This window comes from Staphylococcus schweitzeri (genome assembly GCF_002902405.1).
Classification (GTDB): Bacteria; Bacillota; Bacilli; order Staphylococcales; family Staphylococcaceae; genus Staphylococcus; species Staphylococcus schweitzeri.
In genome coordinates this window covers 15,759-34,087 of sequence record NZ_PPQS01000044.1, presented here as the reverse complement: position 1 = coordinate 34,087, position 18,329 = coordinate 15,759, and the positions used below count along the sequence as shown (strand labels likewise).

Annotated in this window: 18 protein-coding genes; 5 read left to right on the top strand and 13 right to left on the bottom strand. The window is 30.4% G+C overall.

What is annotated here, in order from left to right; translation table 11 throughout:
* The 5 genes from CD116_RS10520 to CD116_RS10500 all read right to left on the bottom strand — a co-directional run.
* Positions 1-443 (bottom strand): RBBP9/YdeN family alpha/beta hydrolase (locus CD116_RS10520; RefSeq protein ID WP_240625128.1); only part of this gene is annotated, 443 nt, incomplete at its 3' end.
* A 269-nt stretch (positions 444-712) separates the two neighbouring features.
* Positions 713-2,113, bottom strand: a complete 1,401-nt coding sequence (gene hemY, locus CD116_RS10515) for a protoporphyrinogen oxidase (protein ID WP_047550404.1) — start codon at positions 2,111-2,113, stop codon at positions 713-715.
* Between the two features lie 23 nt (positions 2,114-2,136).
* On the bottom strand, positions 2,137-3,060 hold the full coding sequence (hemH, locus tag CD116_RS10510; RefSeq protein ID WP_047428468.1) for a ferrochelatase: 924 nt from the start codon (positions 3,058-3,060) through the stop codon (positions 2,137-2,139).
* Between the two features lie 57 nt (positions 3,061-3,117).
* Positions 3,118-4,155, bottom strand: coding sequence for a uroporphyrinogen decarboxylase (gene hemE, locus CD116_RS10505; protein WP_047550407.1), 1,038 nt, complete (start codon positions 4,153-4,155; stop codon positions 3,118-3,120).
* Positions 4,145-4,255, bottom strand: coding sequence for a hypothetical protein (locus CD116_RS10500; protein ID WP_001790154.1), 111 nt, complete (start codon positions 4,253-4,255; stop codon positions 4,145-4,147). The genes hemE and CD116_RS10500 overlap by 11 nt, the downstream gene beginning before the upstream one ends.
* Before the next feature lie 162 nt (positions 4,256-4,417).
* Between CD116_RS10500 and traP the strand changes: the two genes are divergently transcribed.
* On the top strand, positions 4,418-4,921 hold the full coding sequence (gene traP, locus CD116_RS10495; RefSeq protein WP_047428475.1) for a signal transduction protein TRAP: 504 nt from the start codon (positions 4,418-4,420) through the stop codon (positions 4,919-4,921).
* A 123-nt stretch (positions 4,922-5,044) separates the two neighbouring features.
* Here traP and ecsB read toward each other — a convergent pair whose 3' ends face one another.
* Together ecsB and ecsA are read right to left on the bottom strand one after the other, a co-directional pair.
* The gene (gene ecsB / locus CD116_RS10490) at positions 5,045-6,268 is read right to left on the bottom strand and encodes an ABC transporter permease EcsB (protein WP_047550411.1); all 1,224 of its coding nucleotides are present in this window, start codon (positions 6,266-6,268) and stop codon (positions 5,045-5,047) included.
* On the bottom strand, positions 6,261-7,001 hold the full coding sequence (ecsA, locus tag CD116_RS10485) for an ABC transporter ATP-binding protein EcsA (protein ID WP_047428480.1): 741 nt from the start codon (positions 6,999-7,001) through the stop codon (positions 6,261-6,263). Before ecsA ends, ecsB begins: the two co-directional genes overlap by 8 nt.
* A 133-nt stretch (positions 7,002-7,134) precedes the next feature.
* On the opposite strand from ecsA, the gene CD116_RS10480 reads away from it, so the two are divergent.
* The 4 genes from CD116_RS10480 (at position 7,135) to prsA (ending at position 10,200) form a co-directional block, all read left to right on the top strand.
* A complete protein-coding gene (locus CD116_RS10480; RefSeq protein WP_000004983.1) occupies positions 7,135-7,557 on the top strand; it encodes an HIT family protein in 423 nt (140 codons plus the stop codon).
* A 138-nt stretch (positions 7,558-7,695) separates the two neighbouring features.
* Positions 7,696-8,061 carry a YtxH domain-containing protein gene (locus CD116_RS10475; RefSeq protein WP_047550414.1) on the top strand — a complete coding sequence of 122 codons (366 nt, stop codon included), beginning with the start codon at positions 7,696-7,698 and terminating at the stop codon, positions 8,059-8,061.
* Between the two features lie 417 nt (positions 8,062-8,478).
* Positions 8,479-9,036, top strand: coding sequence for a DUF3267 domain-containing protein (locus tag CD116_RS10470; protein ID WP_047428488.1), 558 nt, complete (start codon positions 8,479-8,481; stop codon positions 9,034-9,036).
* A gap of 201 nt (positions 9,037-9,237) precedes the next feature.
* The gene (gene prsA / locus CD116_RS10465; protein WP_047550417.1) at positions 9,238-10,200 is read left to right on the top strand and encodes a peptidylprolyl isomerase PrsA; all 963 of its coding nucleotides are present in this window, start codon (positions 9,238-9,240) and stop codon (positions 10,198-10,200) included.
* 170 nt (positions 10,201-10,370) lie between these two features.
* On the opposite strand, the gene yhaM is transcribed toward prsA, so the two are convergent.
* The 6 genes from yhaM to xdrA form a co-directional block, all read right to left on the bottom strand.
* Positions 10,371-11,312, bottom strand: a complete 942-nt coding sequence (yhaM, locus tag CD116_RS10460; RefSeq protein ID WP_047428495.1) for a 3'-5' exoribonuclease YhaM — start codon at positions 11,310-11,312, stop codon at positions 10,371-10,373.
* Entirely contained in the window at positions 11,309-14,245 is a 2,937-nt protein-coding gene (locus CD116_RS10455; RefSeq protein WP_047550420.1) for an ATP-binding protein, read from the bottom strand. Before CD116_RS10455 ends, yhaM begins: the two co-directional genes overlap by 4 nt.
* Positions 14,235-15,431, bottom strand: coding sequence for a metallophosphoesterase family protein (locus CD116_RS10450; RefSeq protein WP_047550423.1), 1,197 nt, complete (start codon positions 15,429-15,431; stop codon positions 14,235-14,237). Before CD116_RS10450 ends, CD116_RS10455 begins: the two co-directional genes overlap by 11 nt.
* A gap of 690 nt (positions 15,432-16,121) precedes the next feature.
* The gene (locus CD116_RS10445; protein ID WP_047428503.1) at positions 16,122-16,466 is read right to left on the bottom strand and encodes a YlbF/YmcA family competence regulator; all 345 of its coding nucleotides are present in this window, start codon (positions 16,464-16,466) and stop codon (positions 16,122-16,124) included.
* Between the two features lie 74 nt (positions 16,467-16,540).
* The gene (locus tag CD116_RS10440; RefSeq protein ID WP_047550426.1) at positions 16,541-17,665 is read right to left on the bottom strand and encodes a DUF445 domain-containing protein; all 1,125 of its coding nucleotides are present in this window, start codon (positions 17,663-17,665) and stop codon (positions 16,541-16,543) included.
* 177 nt (positions 17,666-17,842) lie between these two features.
* Positions 17,843-18,307: an XRE family transcriptional regulator XdrA gene (gene xdrA / locus CD116_RS10435; protein ID WP_000375863.1), complete on the bottom strand. Its 465-nt coding sequence runs from the start codon at positions 18,305-18,307 to the stop codon at positions 17,843-17,845.
* Between the last annotated feature and the right edge of the window lie 22 nt (positions 18,308-18,329).

Below are 18,329 nucleotides of genomic sequence, written 5' to 3'. Positions count from 1 at the left end.
GCATTCATTAAACGCTGAGTCTCTTTATATGAAACGTATTTATCATTTTTAGAACTCAATCCATAAAAATTGTCAACTTTCTTTTTAATATTATCGTAATCAATGGTTACATTGCTTAAATCAATATCTAAATCTATATTTTCTGCATCTTCTTTAAAGCCTGCTATACTGAAAAAGCCTTCAATCGGCTGGTCAATCATTTCAATATATTTTAAAGCTGTGATTGAGCCCAGACCATGGGTTACAAAATATGTATCCTTTTTACGTACATTAATTTGTTTCGTCATAGCTTCAATCCACTGATCCACTGTCTTCGCTTCAGGTGATTCAAAATTAAATAATGTTACGTCATATCCTTCTAAAGTTAAATTATGCTCCAACCATTGATACCAATGATTTCTACTATTTCCATGCATAGAATGAACAATGATTACATCTGTCATCTCATTCTCTCCTTTCAACATACTATCTCATTTTCTATTGTTAAAACTGTTACTATTTACTATTAATTGTAAAATAAAAGCACCTTAAATAGAAATGTTTATATCTCAAATTGACATTTCAAATTAAAGTGCTTTGTCATCTTTTCTATTAAATTTAGAAACGAATATTACTATGCGTATATATTCTTTATAACAATTCCAACATTAACGAATTTCCATCAATATAAAATGTAAAAGATACTTCACAGGCGTCCCAGTCCATAATCAACTTACAGCTCTGCGATTACTTCTTCAGCAGCAACCTTACCTTGCATAATACAATCTGGCAATCCAACCGCTTCAAAAGATGCACCAGTTACTCTAAGTCGCGGATATGTTTGTTTAATATGTGCTTGAATCTGCCTAATTTGTTGAATGTGACCAACATGATACTGTGGCATACTTTTCGTCAATCGATTCACAATTGTAAATTCGGGATCACCTTTAAATGTCATCATCTTACTTAAATCTTTACGCACAATTGAAACTAACTCATCATCAGTATGATCATCGACAACAGTGTCACCTGGTTTACCTACATAGGCACGAATCAACACCTTACCTTCTGGCGTAGTAAATGGCCATTTTTTTGACGTCCAAGTACATGCGGTAATGTCTGTATCACTCGTTCTCGCAATAACGAAACCAGTACCATCATAAGTATTTTCAATGTCTTTTTCATCAAATGCCAATACAACAGTCGCAACCGTTGTACTATCCATTGTTTTAAAATAATCAAACGCTGGATCTTGCCCGAACCAATTCAAAAAGACTTGATGCGGCGTTGTCACTAGTATTCCATCAAATACATCTTCTTGTTGATCACTGTAAACAATTTTATATTGCTTTTGAGACGTGATAATATCATCTACTGTCGTATTGTAGCGTATTGTCACACCTTTATTTTTCACATCTTGCTCTAATGCTTCAATAAATGAACTTAAACCATGCTTAAATTGTTTGAATTGTCCTTTTGGTGCACCAGGATATAATTGTCTTTGTTTCAGACGCTTATTTTTCTCATCCTTCATACCTTTGATTAAGCTTCCGAATGCCTCTTCTTTTTCTTTAAAATTAGGAAACGTACTCATCAAACTTAATTTATCGATATCCGTACCATAAATACCACCCATTAATGGTTCAATTAAATTTTCTAGTACTTCATTACCTAATCTTGCTCTAAAAAATGTACCTACAGAAATATCACCATCCTGCATTTGAGTAGGTTTTTTAAGTAAATCTAATCCTGCTCTTAACTTTCCAAGTGGTGAAATTAATTTAGTTTTCACAAATGGTTTGATATCTGTCGGAATTCCCATAATTGATCCACCTGGAATAGGATACAATTTGTTTTTCGCAAAAATATAAGATTGTCCAGTCGTATTTGTAACAATTTCGTGTTCTAATCCAATATCTTTAGCTAATTCTGTCATTATAGTTTTTCTGCCTAAATAAGATTCAGGACCAAGCTCAATCATATAACCATCTTTACGATAAGATTGAATCTTCCCCCCTGGTCGATTCGATGATTCAAAGATTGTTACGTCAAGATTGGAATCTTGTTGTTTTAAAAAATATGCACTTGATAAACCTGTTATCCCCGCTCCTATTATAGCCACTGATTTAGTCACAACGTTTCACGCTTCTTTCGTAATTAAAATATGGACTTTATTTCATCAACAATTGCACCGATAAATAATGGATGCGTATTCGGCATTTCCGGTCGATAATAATTCGCACCAATGTCATCGCAAACAACTTTACATTCATAATCATTGTCATAAAGCACTTCTAAATGTTCGCATACAAAGCCAACTGGTGTGTATATATAGTTTTTGTAATGATGTTTTTCATATAAATTACGTGTTAAATCTTGTACGTCTGGTCCTAACCATGGTGTACCTGTATTGCCCTCAGATTGCCAACCAATCGCAATATTTTCAATATTAGATTGTTCTTTGATTAAAAGCGCAGTATGTTTTAGTTCCTCTGGATATGGATCATTATTTTTTTCAATTAAACCTTTTGGCAAGCTATGTGCTGAAACAACTAAGACAGTATCTTTGTGTTCATCTTCTGGAATTTGAACCAATGTTTCATTGACTTTATTCGTCCAATATTCAATGAATTTAGGTTGTTCATAATAATGTTTAACATGCGTCAGTTGAATACCATATTTTGCCGCTTCTTCATCTGCACGCTTATCATATGATCCTACTGAAAATGAAGAATAGTGTGGTGCTAATACAACTGTAATTGCTTCTGTAATACCATCGTTATACATTTGTTCAACTGCATCTTCGATAAATGGTGAAATATGTTTTAACCCTAAATAAAGTGTAAACTCAACATCAGCATATGCTTTATTTAAAGCTGAAACTAATGCATCTGCTTGTTTGTCCGTTGTACCAGCTAATGGTGATAAACCACCAATAAATTCATATCTATTCTTCAAATCTTGAAGTTCTTCATCAGTTGGTCGTTTACCATGTCTTATATCCGTATAATATGGTTCAATATCGCTCTCTGTATAAGGTGTACCATATGCCATAACTAATAGTCCCATTTTTTTAGTCATTGATAATACCTTCCTTTAAATGAATTGTCTTTCTCGTGCTATCGCTATTTCATAAAATTATCTTTGCGTATAATTATGAACAAATTCGCTTACTTTACGTAACGTTTCAGGTTGTACTTCTGGAAATACGCCATGACCTAAATTAAAGATGTGTTTACCGTTCTCCATACCTTGATCTAATATTGGCTTCAATCTTTCTTCAATAACATCCCACGGTGCTAATAAAATTGATGGATCTAAATTACCTTGTAATGTTTTAGAAACGCCTAATTGTTGAGCTTGATTAATCGAAGTTCTCCAATCTAGACCTAATACGTCAATCGGCAAATCATTCCATTCATTAATTAAATGACTGGCACCTACACCAAATAAAATAACCGGCACATCATGTTTTTCTTTAACCTCACTAATTAAACGCATCATGTGTGGCTTAATGTAACGTCTATAATCTTCGACATTTAAAGCACCTACCCATGAATCGAAAATTTGTATTAATTCGGCACCCGCTTCAACTTGAGCAGTTACATACTTAACTGATACATCAACTAAGTGATTCATTAATGCAAACCACGTTGCTTCATCTCTATACATCATCGCTTTTGTAAAATTGTAATTTTTCGAAGGTCCGCCTTCAATCATATATGACGCTAATGTAAATGGTGCACCAGTAAAACCAATTAAAGGTACATTTAACTTTTCTTCTGTTAAAAGTTTAATTGTATCTAGTACATAAGGTACATCTCGTTCGGGGTCTATTTGAGAGAGTTTCTCAACATCTTGAATTGTTTTAATTGGATTGTGTATAACAGGTCCAATACCAGATTTAATTTCAACATCTACACCAATTGGCTTTAATGGTGTCATAATATCTTTGTATAAAATTGCTGCATCTGTATGATAATTATCAACTGGTAAATGCGTTACATAAGCGCACAACTCCGGCTGATGCGTAATTTCAAATAGTGAATATTTTTCTTTCAATTTACGATATTCTGGTTGCGATCGGCCAGCTTGTCGCATAAACCAAACAGGTGTATGTGTTGTCTCTTCACCTTTGATCATTTTTAAAATTGTATTGTTTTTATTATGCACCATAAAGGCCTCCTAAATTAAAATCATTCTTATCTATATTATCATATCGCTCATTCGTTCGTATTTTCAATAAATAAATGTCATAAAACTGACATTTAATCATAGCGCTATTTATTGTAAATTTAATTTCTAAAGTCCATTAATTTGTATCATTAATTCTAAATATCTCGCTTGATTCATTATAGTAATTTTAATCAAATATTAATAGTGGTAATGACTAGTTTATCATCGTATAATAAATAAAAACATAAGGGGGACCTTTCATATGAAGAAACTATATACATCTTATGGCACTTATGGATTTTTAAATCAAATAAAAATCAATAACCCGACCCATCAACTATTCCAATTTTCAGCATCAGATACTTCAGTTATTTTTGAAGAAACTAATGGTGAAACTGTTTTAAAATCACCTACTAAATATGAAGTTATTAAAGAAATTGGTGAATTCAGTGAACATCATTTCTATTGTGCAATCTTCATTCCATCAACAGAAGACCATGCATATCAACTTGAAAAGAAATTGATTAGTGTAGATGATAATTTCAGAAACTTTGGTGGCTTTAAAAGCTATCGTTTGTTAAGACCAGCTAAAGGTACAACATATAAAATTTATTTCGGATTTGCTGATCGACATACATACGAAGACTTCAAGCAATCGGATGCCTTTAATGATCATTTTTCAAAAGAAGCGTTGAGTCATTATTTTGGTTCAAGTGGTCAACATTCAAGTTATTTTGAAAGATATTTATACCCAATTAAAGAATAATTTCAAAGAAAACTTCCATTGGTTATGCTGTTTGTACACAAATGCTAATGTAATATGACTGCCATATAATTTGGCACTCATCATTACAAGCATCTATACAACATGCATTCCAATGGAAGTTTTTTAATCTCTTAATAATGTCTCTTGATATTTTAACTTTTTAATAATACTTCGAATTGTTAATATACCAACAATATAGAAAATAACAACAACATAAAATAACATCATATGTTTAATCATAAATGTCACAGTAAATACAGTACTAATAACTAACATCAATCTGTATAAAAACTGCTCATAACCTTTGATTACTTTTTCTTCAGCTACTGGCCATACTTGTGGCCACAAACCATATGCTTGTTGCGAATAAAACTGTGCCATTTGTAGCAATATAATATACACAAAAAGACTTCCGATAACCGCTGTTACTAATGGATATGATAACCATACCATTAATAGAACAGCAATGATTACTAATCTAAAGATAATATTAAATGCATCTCTTCCTCTAATAAAACTACGTATAAATAAAAATAAATACATTGAATTAGAGTTGAATTTGCGCCCTTTTGGAACTGGTAATAATATATCCAAATAGCTTCGTCTAACTGCTGATTCTTTTAAGTGTTTCACATCCGTAAACATATTTACGAATTTATAGTAGTTCATATGATGTCGATGTTCAATTGCAATCATTTTCTCCCACGGATATAAAAAGCCAGGTTTAAATCTTTTAACTAATAACTCTATTAAGAGTGGTAAAACAATTAATAGAATTGCAGCATACCACTTCATTTCTAATATCAAATAATAAGTGACACTAAAAATGAAAAATGAAATGAAGTTCACTTGCCATGTTTTTAAACCAGATTGATACCACTGCCATCTTAAACGTAAGCCGATAAATGGAAATATCAATGCACTGATAGCAAAATATATATAAAATGCTACACTATGTTGATTAATATTATAAAATAGCGGGAACAATACGACGATGATAACAAGTTGTATTAATATTCTCGCAAAATAACTGTATAAAATCGCATGGTTCATAAACTTAGACATATGCTTTTCAAATGGTAATAAAAATATCTTGTCCGCTTCTTTTAAGAGTGGTCGCATTGGGAAAATCGACACTAATGCAACAATAAGTGATGCAATCAATGCAAAGTCAATATTTGTTGGAATATGTTTCAACCATTCTCCGTATCCAAATATAAATGCACCTAGCAAAATAAGTAGAAAGACCATGAAATGACCATTAAATATAAACTTATTATAATAATTCTTCTCTTTACGAAGGTCATGTACTCTTTTGTTAAATAAAGTGGTTGCTTGATTACGCATGTATATCTCCACCTTGCGTCACATGAATATAAATATCATCAAGCGTTTGATTATGTAAGCCCGTTTGTTGTCTCAATGCTTCTAAATCGCCAAACGCCACTACTTTACCTTCATCTAAAATAATAAAGCGATCGCAATAACGTTCTGCGGTTGCTAAAATATGCGTACTCATTAAAACGGTTCTGCCTTCGTTTTTCTTTTCAACCATTAGATCTAACATCGATTGAATTCCTAATGGATCTAATCCTAAAAATGGTTCATCTATAATATATAGTTCAGGATTAACAATAAACGCACAAATGATCATAACTTTTTGCTTCATACCTTTAGAAAAATGACTTGGAAATACTTTTAATTCATTTTCTAAACGGAATGTCTTTAATAATGGCATTGCACGCTTCATTGCTTCATCGCGTTCAATATCATATGCCATTGCAGTCATCTCTATATGTTCTTCTAATGTGAGCTCTTCGTAAATAACCGGTGACTCCGGTATATAAGATAACTTTCTACGATACGTTTCAATGTCATCATTAATATTTATATCTGAAATTGATAGAGATCCTTCCATAGGTGTCAATAATCCTAGCATATGTTTTATTGTTGTACTCTTACCAGCACCATTAAGTCCAATAAGACCAACAATTTCGCCTTTGTTTAATTCAAAATTTATATCTTTAATTACAGGGCGTTTTCCATATCCACCTGTAAGCTGTTCTACTTTAACTGTCATAAGGCACCTCCATGACTTATATTGTACCAAAAATTATAAAATGCTCATATTAAATATATACGTACTAATATCGAATTTTTAGCGACAATGTTATAATAAATGATAATACGAGTTGAAGAGGAGTGTAGTCATCATGTCAGAAACAATTTTCGGCAAAATTTTAACTGGAGAAATCCCAAGCTTTAAAGTATATGAAGACGATTATGTTTATGCCTTTTTAGATATTTCACAAGTCACTAAAGGACATACGTTATTAATTCCTAAAAAAGCTTCTGCAAACATTTTCGAAACTGATGAAGAAACAATGAAACATATTGGAGCAGCTTTACCCAAAGTAGCAAACGCTATTAAGCGTGCTTTTAATCCTGATGGCTTAAATATCATTCAAAATAACGGTGAATTTGCAGATCAATCTGTATTCCACATTCATTTCCACTTAATTCCTAGATATGAAAATGATATCGATGGTTTTGGTTACAAATGGGAAACACATGAAGACATTTTAGATAATGAAGCGAAGCAACAAATTGCTGAAAAAATTCAAGCACAATTTTAAATATATGCTTAACCTATGATTGAACGGGTATATTAAAATTAATATTAAAGCAATTGTGTTCAAAGGTATATCACAATTGTTGGCAGATGTTAAACAAAAATGTATTTATACGATATGTTAAAAGTGAGGAGAATATAAATGAAAGCATCACGCATTCTATTCGGTATCGGCGTTGGCGTAGCAGCTGGTTTTGTAGTTGCACTGCAAGGTAGAGATGACAAAAGTGTGAAAAATAATACAATTGATCGCACTGCCCCTACTGGTTCAAAATCCGAACTTCAACGTGAATTCGAAACAATTAAACAAAGTTTCAATGACATTTTAAACTACGGTGTTCAAATTAAAAATGAAGGCGTAGAATATGGAAGTTCTATTGGTGGTGAAATTAAGTCATTACTTGGAAACTTTAAATCTGATATCAACCCTAACATTGAACGTTTACAATCCCACATTGAAAACCTACAAAACCGTGGTGAAGATATCGGAAATGAATTATCTAAATAAAACTAGTATGACTTAAACCATTACAAACATTTATTGGCAATGCCCCAGTTATTGAAAAATATAAAATACATTAATTTCAAATGAGACGACATTAGAAATAATTACATTTCTAGTCGTCTCATTTTTTATGAAATACCATCCTTGAATATAATGTTTTTGAATTAAAAATTTTATTAACCGCCATATTAATACAGCTCCCCTTTTCAAAATAATAAAAATGAGTAATTTAATTTAAGTCTATTGATTATTTTGCTACTTTCTATTGTTCAACTTCAAATTCTTAATTTTTTGTTCTCAAAATGGTTAATTTAAAAATTTCACTCATGATATAAAACGAATATAATATGTTACTATTGAATTACTAAACCGGAGTTAGTTATAATCTAACTTATATTGAAAAGAGATGGGGCGTCAGACATGTTTTTATGTAAGAGACAAATTGATATTAACGCAAGATTTGGGTTGCCTAGAATCGCCTTTATGAGTGCTGTAGCAACTATCATAATGTTTTTAATAAGTTATGAAGTAATGTACTTCTTATCGAATACGCCATTATCAGATAGACATTTTCTCATCTTTTTATTTTTAGTTTTTTTGACTTACCCATTACATAAAAGTATTCATTTATTATTTTTCTTACCTTATCGTAAATCATTTAAAGCGCACAAATTGACTAAAAGAAGATGGCTTATTTTTTACAATACATATGTAAATCAACCTGTACACAAATTTTATTTTTGCATTAACTTAATTTTACCTTTGATTATTTTATCTGGTATATTCATCATGCTAACAGTTGCTTTTCCACAATATGGACATTATTTTATGTTTTTATTGGCTTTAAATTTTGGTATTTCTGTTACTGATTTATTATATTTAAAAATAATTATATTTTCTAATTATGGACAATATATAGAAGAACATAGTACAGGTATTAATATTTTGAAAAAAATTAAAAATCCATATCATTTATAACAAAATAATTATAGCAAGGTGATATTATTTGTTTTTTAGCTATGTAATAGCTTACAATCAAATGTATATAGACCTTGTTTTTATTTAACCAATTTTTACCCCTAAACCTAATGCTATAGTCTGATGCCATATGTTATTAATTGGTGTTACTATAGAATTATGTTATATTCACGATGATTAACTTACAAAGGAGTTTCAACTATGAAGATGATAAATAAATTAATCGTTCCAGTTACAGCAAGTGCTTTATTATTAGGTGCTTGTGGTTCTAGTGCAACGGATTCAAAAGAAAATACATTAATTTCTTCTAAAGCTGGAAATGTAACTGTTGCAGATACTATGAAAAAAATCGGTAATGATCAAATCGCAAATGCTTCATTTACTGAAATGTTAAATAAAATTTTAGCTGACAAATATAAAAATAAAGTTAGCGATAAGAAGATAGATGAACAAATCGAAAAAATGCAAAAACAATATGGTGGCAAAGATAAGTTTGAAAAAGCCTTACAACAGCAAGGTTTAACAGTAGATAAATATAAAGATAATTTACGTACTGCCGCATATCAAAAAGAGCTATTAAATGACAAAATAAAACTATCTGATTCTGATATTAAGAAAAATAGCATTAAAGCATCACATATTTTAATCAAAGTTAAATCTAAGAAAAGCGATAAAGAAGGCTTAGATGATAAAGAAGCTAAACAAAAAGCAGAAGAAATTCAAAAAGAAGTTTCTAAAGATCCAAGCAAATTTGGCGAAATCGCTAAAAAAGAATCAATGGATAAAGCTTCAGCTGAAAAAGATGGTTCATTAGGTTATGTCCTAAAAGGTCAAACAGATGAGGCGTTTGAAAAAGCATTATTTAAACTTAAAGAAGGCGAAGTGTCTGACGTAATTAAAACAAGCTTTGGATACCATATAATTAAAGCAGATAAACCAACTGATTTTAATAGTGAAAAACAAAGTCTTAAAGAAAAACTAATCCAACAAAAGATTCAAAAGGATCCAAAATTACTTACTGATGCATATAAAGACTTATTGAAAGAATATGATGTCGACTTTAAAGACCGTGACATCAAGTCAGTGGTAGAAGAAAAAATTTTAAATCCAGAAAAACTTAAACAAAATGGTTCACAAGGCGCACAATCCGGCATGAGCCAATAAATTATAAAGAGCGACCGTGGTTTAATAACCTATGGTCGCTCTCTTTTATTAAATTTCAAACAGGTGCGTTGTCTGATGACCATTGCCCTTTTATTTCACATTTAATCAATGTTCAATTGATTAGGCGATTATCATTACTTTACCCATCCGTTCGAAATATTATATTATTTTTAATCAAGTGATTCTGGATTATAGAATCGACGATTTTCAAGACCAAATATTTTGTCTGTAAACTGACCTTTGTCAGTTTTTTTATAGGCCTTTTCAAACATATTCATTCTTGCATCAATATTATCGATATAGCATAAAATTTCTGCTTCTTTTAAATATGGAAGTTTGGGTGAACCATATTCTAACTTGCCATGATGAGATAAAATCATATGGCGTAGTAACATAATTTCTTCACCATCAATATTGAGTTCGCGTGCGGCCTCAACTACTTCATCACTCGCAATTGAGATATGTCCTAATAAGTTACCTTCTACTGTATATGAAGTGGCAACAGGTCCACTCAATTCTCTAACTTTACCGATATCATGTAAAATAATACCGCTATATAGCAAGCTTTTATTTAACAATGGATAAATATCACAAATTGATTTTGCAATACGTAACATTGTTAATACGTGAAAGCTTAAACCGCTTGCAAAGTTATGATGATGTGAACTTGCAGCTGGATATGTGTAAAATCGTTCTTGATATTTTTTCAATAAATGACGCGTAATACGTTGTAAATTAGCGTTTTCAATATCTAGCAAATAATGAGAAATCTCTTCTTGTATTTCTGCCGGTGATAAAGGCGCACCATCTACAAATTGTTCTGTTTTTAATTGATCTTCCGGTGTCGCTAGTCTGATTTGATTGACTTTCATCTGTTTATTTCCGCGATAGTTTATGATGTCACCTTTAACATGTACAATTTCTTCGGGCTTAATTGTTGCCATATCATTTTTTGTAGCCGTCCAAAATTTCGCTTCAATTTCACCACTTTTATCTTGCAAATGTAATGTCATGTAATCTTTACCTTGTGCTGTTACACCTTGTGTAGCTTTATGCACTAAGAAAAAGTGATCAACTGAATCTCCGGGATTTAGATTCTCTATATTTCTCATCGTTTCCCGCCTTCCTCTATTTTGTTTAATGTAATCACTTCTTTTGATGGTACAATATTATCTTTAACACATGTGAAGTAAAGTACTTGATAGTGTTCTGATAATGATCGTAAATAATTCAACATTTTTTCAGTACGCTTTTTGTCAAAATGAACAAATGCATCATCAACAATTAATGGGAAAGGATAATATGGACGCAACACTTTAATTAAGCTAATACGTAATGCAACGTAAAGCAATTCTTTTGTAGATTGACTTAATTCAACCGGATCATATAATTGTCCATTTACATGTTTTACTGTAATTGAATCCTCATTATAATTAATCATCGTATATCTTCCATCAGTTAAATGTTTCAATATTTCTACTGCTTCATTAATAACTTGTGGCAATCGTTTATCTTTAATCTGTTTAATGTGTTCGTCAACTAAACTTTGTAAATAACTTAAACTTGCCCAGTCTTTAGCAATATCGTTAAGTTGATTTTTAAGACTGTGGTATTCATGTCTTAAGTTTGCCAGTGTTGTATCTGTCTCCATGTGATTGATTTGCGCACTTAAATCACTTACCTGTGCTTGCATTTCTAAATATTGTTCATTATATTCATCAACTTGAGTTGCTAACAAATGATCTTCTTCTTCAAGTTGTGCTGTCGTCTTTTCACTTAAACTAGAACTTAATTCATAAGTATAGTTTTGGTTTTCAAGATATTTAGTTAAATCATTAAAACGACTCAAATTACTAGTGTAAGTTTGATAGTCTTCATGATGTTGGTAAAAATCTTCTTCAGAAGCAACATTGATATAATCAAATAACGATTTAATTTCATTATTGTTTTCTTCTAATTGTGCTTTTAAATGATTTAATTCATTAGTTGTAAGTTTTGTATTGTCATTATTAACGCGCCATTTTTCATTTGTATCTTCAGCATTTTTTAACCACTGCTGTACATCATGGAATAATGACAATTTATTAAAGTATACAAATTGTGATTTTGTAACAGCTTCTGCATGATTATAAAATGTATCTAAATCTTGTACTAATCGTTGACGTTGTTGATTTAAATCACTAATATGTTGATCTAATGCTTTAATATTAGCCATTGTTGAAATACTATCAACAATTAAATCATTTGAAATTTTAGATGATAAGAATAATTCATCTTTAACATTTTCAACTGTATTTTGTAATTCGTTATGTCGACCTTTTGCTTCGTTTAAACGTCCTTCAATATATTGGCGTTTTTCTTCTAAAATATCTTTATTTTTCAAAGCTTGTTGCCAATGATCTCGAACACGATATTGCTCGTCAAGGTCAAAGTCTAAATCGTAATTTTCATCTAAAACAGCTAACTGTGCTTTAATTTCTTCGATTTCATCAGTGATTGCTTCACTATAGTCTACTTCTTTTGATTTGGCCATAATGATTCCGATGATGAATACTAAAGTTAAAACTGCGAAAATAATACCAAACAACATATTATTTGAGATAAATGAAAATGCTGCTAAACCAATTCCTGCCAATGTTAAAATGATAAATGTTGTACGTAATAATTTTTGACGTTTTTGTTTTTCTTGTTGTTCAATTTCAAAACGTTCTTTTAGCTTGCCATACAAGTTCTCTTTTTCATTTAATTCAATAACTTGTTGTGAGTATTCTTTTTTCTTTTCAAATGTTTCTTCAGGAACGATTTTTTCTTCAACTGAATCTAATTCACTATGAATTGCATTATCTTCGATTTTATTCTCTTCTAAGCTACGTTCTAATTGTTTAATATATGCAGCTTGCTCTTGTTTATTTTTAATTTGTTCGCTAACATAACTTTTCATTGCCTCTGAGCTATCAACGCCATGATGGGTTTCAGACCAGCCAATATTGGCTTGCAGTTCATCTTTATCACGCTGTTTGTTAGCAATATCTTTTTCAATCGCTGCTAATTCGAATTCTTTGTTTTTAATTTCATTTTCTTGTTGATTTAAACTATTAAATGCATCGATATCTGATTGTTTAACTGGTTCTAATTGACTTGCTTCTTCTTCAAGTTGTGCTATACGTTCGTTTCTTAAGCCAATATCTCTTTCTAATGATTGCTTATGAGCTCTTGCCTTTTCATAACGATCTACACCTTTTTCAGGGAATGAAATCGGCTCAATGTTTAATTGCTGTTCAAGTGACTTCCATTCTTGTGAATGATCGTGTAAAGCAACCTCCTTTTGTTTTTCTTCATGCATTTTAGATAATTGGTTAAGATTTTGCTTTAAATGGTCTAAGCGTCGTGATGATTTGTCACGATCATCAACTAATCTATGGTACGTTTCTAATTTAGCTTCTTCTTCACGAATTTGACTTTCAAGTTGCTTTAATTGCTCGATTTGCTGATTAATAATCGGATTTTTGCCAGACTTTTTATACAGTTCATCTTTTTTACGATTAATCACTTCTCGCATAGATGTAAATTCAGTAGATCCTAAAGCACCTGCTTGTAATAAATAATCTTGTAATTGCTTTTCATTTAAATTTCTGTGTATATCTTGGAGTCCTAAGACATCGAATGAAAATATACCTTGATAAGTCTTTTTAGAAATATAATTTAATTTCTTTTGAAGCCAAGCATCATCACGTACTGAACCATTAGGTAGATAAACTTTTACATCACCTTGTGCACTTCCTTTAATACGCTCAACTTCGATTTCTAAACCATCATCAAGAATAAGCACGAGTTTACCACCATATTGATTTCCTAACCTTGGTTCTAATCGTGGTTCTTTAGATTTTTTAGTTGGAAAACCAAATAATATTGAGTGAATAAATGCTTGAATCGTAGATTTACCCGCTTCATTTTCACCAAAAATTTCAGTGAAGTTTTTATTAAATTCAATTTTACGTTGAACAAATTGACCATAACCATAAATTTCAAGTGATTTAATTATCATTTTGTTCACCTCTCATTTCAGCTTTTAAAATTTCTTCAGCACGATTAACCAATGCTGTATGATCGAAAGCACCATAGTCATCTAAAAACTTAGATGCACGTGGGTTTAAATATAAATCTGACATTGCTTTATCAAACACACCTTGATCAACTAATAAATCCGCTGAAAATTCATTAACTAAAGGTGATTCATCATTTAGTGCATATTGAATTTTTAAATCATCAATATATACAAATTGGTTTTCATTTTCTTCATAGTCAGCAATCATTTCTTCAACTTGCAATAAATCTTGTGGAGAAATTAACGTTTCACTGTTGATAATTAATGTAAGACGATAAAATGCTTTACCTTCTTCTCTCACTTTTTCTTTAAAGCTTTGAATGACTTCATACAGACCTTGTTTAGACGTCTTATCCGTTTCTACCGTTGCTTCTTCAAATCTAATATATTGTGTTGGATAAAATTTAGTTTTTAATTTTAAGTGATCACCTTCAATTAATAAACAACCTTTTTCACCTTGTTCATTAAAATGTCTACCTTGGATATTACCTGAATAGTTAATTACAGGCATATCACTTAATTGTTGACGTTCATGTATATGACCTAACGCCCAATAATGATATAATTTACTGTTTAAATCTTCTAATATAAATTCAGTATATCTATCATTTACTGATGATTTGCTATAAGTTCCATGTAAGACACCAATGTGTATACCCTTTTGAGCTTGACTAGAAGGATATTCATCAATTTTATTTTCATAACTTGCTCTATTCTCATAACTAAAACCATGAATATAAATAGTTTCACCAGATTTAGTGATTGCTTCATATGTCTCAACTTTATTTGAAAATACAGAAACATTATCTGGCCAGTTTGATGAAATCTTTGATGATAATGGGTCGTGATTACCATGACATACGTAAACAAAGATTTGTTCATTTTGTAAACGTTCAAATTGTTGTTTTAGGAAAATTTCAGCTCGCAACGTTCTATTTTCACTATCAAATAAATCACCTGCGATAATTACAAAATCAACATCCTGTTTTAATGCTATATCAACAATATTCTTAAAACTTTCATAAGCACTTTTTTGAACATCTTCAAAAATTTTAGGGCTTATATGACTCTTAGATTTGAAAGGACTATCTAAATGCAAATCCGAACAATGAATAAATTTAACCATACATCCATATCTCCTTAATTTAAGGTTCTAACATCAATTTCGCAAAATCCAACTATTAAAGCTTTGTCATCACTATGTCTAAAAGATATATTTATACACCATTTTGAATAGTGATACATTAGCTGATTCATTAAAATCAGTTGATTTTTTATTTTTGTCTCACAAAAAATTTATTATTTAATCAATAATAAAGTGCTTTAGTCAAATCGTGATGTTTCAATTATTAACAAGTTTATTATTCCTTCATTTTACCATAATACGCTTCAAATCGTCGATGAACATATGAATTTGAGGGATTTTTGTAACAGTTTATTTTTAAAATCATAAAATATACTGGAGTTTTTCGAATATCGTGTTCAAAAATTAAAATTCCGGAAATAGTTTCGTATCTAATCTTATGAGCTTTCGATATAATTCTACTTGTTAAATGTCACGAACACTCTCAGTAATATTGTAAGTTGAACTCCTCAATAATAGTTGTGAAATTTCTATTTAGGATTGTTAACTCAGACAATAACGGTAGTCACTAACTTTAACATTCTTGTTGTTAGTAAACAGCTATTTATAAAAATTAATCACATAAACGAATATTGCTATCAAATTTTTTGATAAAATAAAGACTGCCAACAAAGTCTCAAACTTTGTCGACAGTCTTTCCCTATTCAATGGTCTTATTTATTATATAAAGTATTAGTCAGCGTAAATTTCGTCTAAAGGTTTAACGATAATTTGGTTGATTTCTTGGAATACTTGACTCATTTTTTGTTCAGCATTCATTAATGCAGAGATGTTTTCATCTTTTTCAATTGCTTGAGCTTGTTCTTGAGCTTTTTGTAAATCTTCTTCAGCAATTTCTTCACCTTGCATTTGCTTTTGTTGGAAGTTAATTTGTGTTTCGCGGAACTCATCGAATAATTTTTTAGATTCTTCGTTCTCTTTTACATTAGCAAATGCTTCTTTGATTGCTTTGTATTCATCACTTTCTCTTAAAGCTTGTTCTAATTGATTTGCATAATCATATAAATTTACTGCCATGGTTATAGCACTCCTTTGTTGTTGTAAACTTTTTATAAAAATGTTTCGATATTACTTTAACACATCTCGCTTTTTTAGACAAAGATTGCAACCAAACCTTGGAAAAATCCTATAATTCCACCTAATATAAAGCCTAAAGACATGATTAACTTTAATTCTTTGTTAGCAATTTCTATAATTAATTTTTCAATATAATCTAAATCAAACGTATTAATTTGTTCTTCAATCAATCCTCGTAAATCTACTTTTGTCATAATTGTAGATAAATGATTCGATAATTGCTGAATAATTAAATTTGCTAATTTACTTGAGAATTGACTTTCTAAATAATCAACGAATTGAGGCATTAACTTAACCAATGGATTATTCGTTTGTTTACTTGCATATGTTGTTACATATGCTGATAGATTTTTAGCAATTTCATTAAATTGTGATGCATCTAACAGTTCTTTTAATGGTTTATCTTTAAATGTTTGATATTCATTTGTAATTAATGATGTCACAATTGTTCTTGCTTTGGGATGAGATGTTAAACGTATAAGTTCTTGTTGAATTCGATCTGCGATACTCTCTTTTGTCATAAACATTTGCAGCATACCAATTAACTTACCTTTTTCATTGAAAAAAGTATCCAACATATCATTAATATCTTGCGTGCCTTTTGCAGATGATAAATAATTTCTTGCACGATTACATAATATGTCTGTAGCTTTATCTACTTGATTATCTAATAAAATTACAAATTGATTTGGTAATAAAGACGCTATTGTTCGATTCTGATGATTTGTATAATAATTATTCAATTGTGATTCAATATATTGATTTCCGTTAGTTTGTAACACTTGTTCTAAATCAATATCGATTTGAGAAGTAATTTGTTTTATTGACAATTGATCTTTAGTTAACTTTTGTAACTGCTGTTGAATCATAGATTCTATTGCTTGCTGTGATTTTTCGTTTTTTAATTTTTCATTAATTAAAGTTTCTGTAAGCAAATGCTCTTCAATCACTTGTCCAATCTTAATTGCAATTTCTTCTCGTCTTTTAGGAATTAAGCCAGGCGTAAATGGTACTCGAAATTTAAATATATAGTATGGTTTAAAGGGGTGAAACAGCATTCTGATTGCGATTACATTCGTAATACCACCAATTATCGCCCCAACAATTATCATAAAAATGATAATAAATAGTGCATTCATAATTTTGGCTCCTTTGTGACAACATAGTTATTCATTATACCACTATTTTCTTTTTTAATTCATTAATCATTTCACATTCTGCCTAATTTATTATTAGTTTACATACAAAAAGCGATGGCTCACCTCTCGAAACAGGTGTGTTACATCGCTTTTATTATTTATTAAAAGTATATAGGCCTAGATATGTACTAATTCTTCTTTAGCATTTCTGTTAAAGTATGTTTCAGCTTCTCTCATTTTAGAAGTACCGAAAATTGGTTGATTATCTGGATTCAATACACGGTAAATATTACTTACTTTATTGCTTTGTAAAATGAAGCCATTACGTGTCTCAATGTTATTCCAGTAAATATCACTTGTTGGTGCATGGTTTGGATATGCACAGTGATTTCTTGAAATTGTTTGAACGATTTCTAATGGATCACAGCCAAAAGTACTGTTTAATACTTCAGAGTCTCTGAATAATGCACAAATAGAAATACAAGTTGTCCAATTTGGTAATACTCTTTCTTTTTCAATTTGTACTAATGTCTTTTTAGAAAGTCCAATTGTTTGCGCCATTGTATCTTGCGTATAACCAGCCTCTATACGAACCATTTTAAATTTTGTTTGAATTAAATCTGTAAAACTCTGTCTATCCATTCTGTTATCTACCTTTCTGTTT

Coding starts and splice junctions, on each gene's coding strand:
- hemH (WP_047428468.1), bottom strand. CDS start 3,060: ATGACTAAAAAAATGGGACTATTAGTTATGGCATATGGTACACCTTAT.
- hemE (WP_047550407.1), bottom strand. CDS start 4,155: ATGGTGCATAATAAAAACAATACAATTTTAAAAATGATCAAAGGTGAA.
- CD116_RS10500 (WP_001790154.1), bottom strand. CDS start 4,255: ATGATTAAATGTCAGTTTTATGACATTTATTTATTGAAAATACGAACG.
- traP (WP_047428475.1), top strand. CDS start 4,418: ATGAAGAAACTATATACATCTTATGGCACTTATGGATTTTTAAATCAA.
- ecsB (WP_047550411.1), bottom strand. CDS start 6,268: ATGCGTAATCAAGCAACCACTTTATTTAACAAAAGAGTACATGACCTT.
- ecsA (WP_047428480.1), bottom strand. CDS start 7,001: ATGACAGTTAAAGTAGAACAGCTTACAGGTGGATATGGAAAACGCCCT.
- CD116_RS10480 (WP_000004983.1), top strand. CDS start 7,135: ATGTCAGAAACAATTTTCGGCAAAATTTTAACTGGAGAAATCCCAAGC.
- CD116_RS10475 (WP_047550414.1), top strand. CDS start 7,696: ATGAAAGCATCACGCATTCTATTCGGTATCGGCGTTGGCGTAGCAGCT.
- CD116_RS10470 (WP_047428488.1), top strand. CDS start 8,479: ATGTTTTTATGTAAGAGACAAATTGATATTAACGCAAGATTTGGGTTG.
- prsA (WP_047550417.1), top strand. CDS start 9,238: ATGAAGATGATAAATAAATTAATCGTTCCAGTTACAGCAAGTGCTTTA.
- yhaM (WP_047428495.1), bottom strand. CDS start 11,312: ATGAGAAATATAGAGAATCTAAATCCCGGAGATTCAGTTGATCACTTT.
- CD116_RS10455 (WP_047550420.1), bottom strand. CDS start 14,245: ATGATAATTAAATCACTTGAAATTTATGGTTATGGTCAATTTGTTCAA.
- CD116_RS10450 (WP_047550423.1), bottom strand. CDS start 15,431: ATGGTTAAATTTATTCATTGTTCGGATTTGCATTTAGATAGTCCTTTC.
- CD116_RS10445 (WP_047428503.1), bottom strand. CDS start 16,466: ATGGCAGTAAATTTATATGATTATGCAAATCAATTAGAACAAGCTTTA.
- CD116_RS10440 (WP_047550426.1), bottom strand. CDS start 17,665: ATGAATGCACTATTTATTATCATTTTTATGATAATTGTTGGGGCGATA.
- xdrA (WP_000375863.1), bottom strand. CDS start 18,307: ATGGATAGACAGAGTTTTACAGATTTAATTCAAACAAAATTTAAAATG.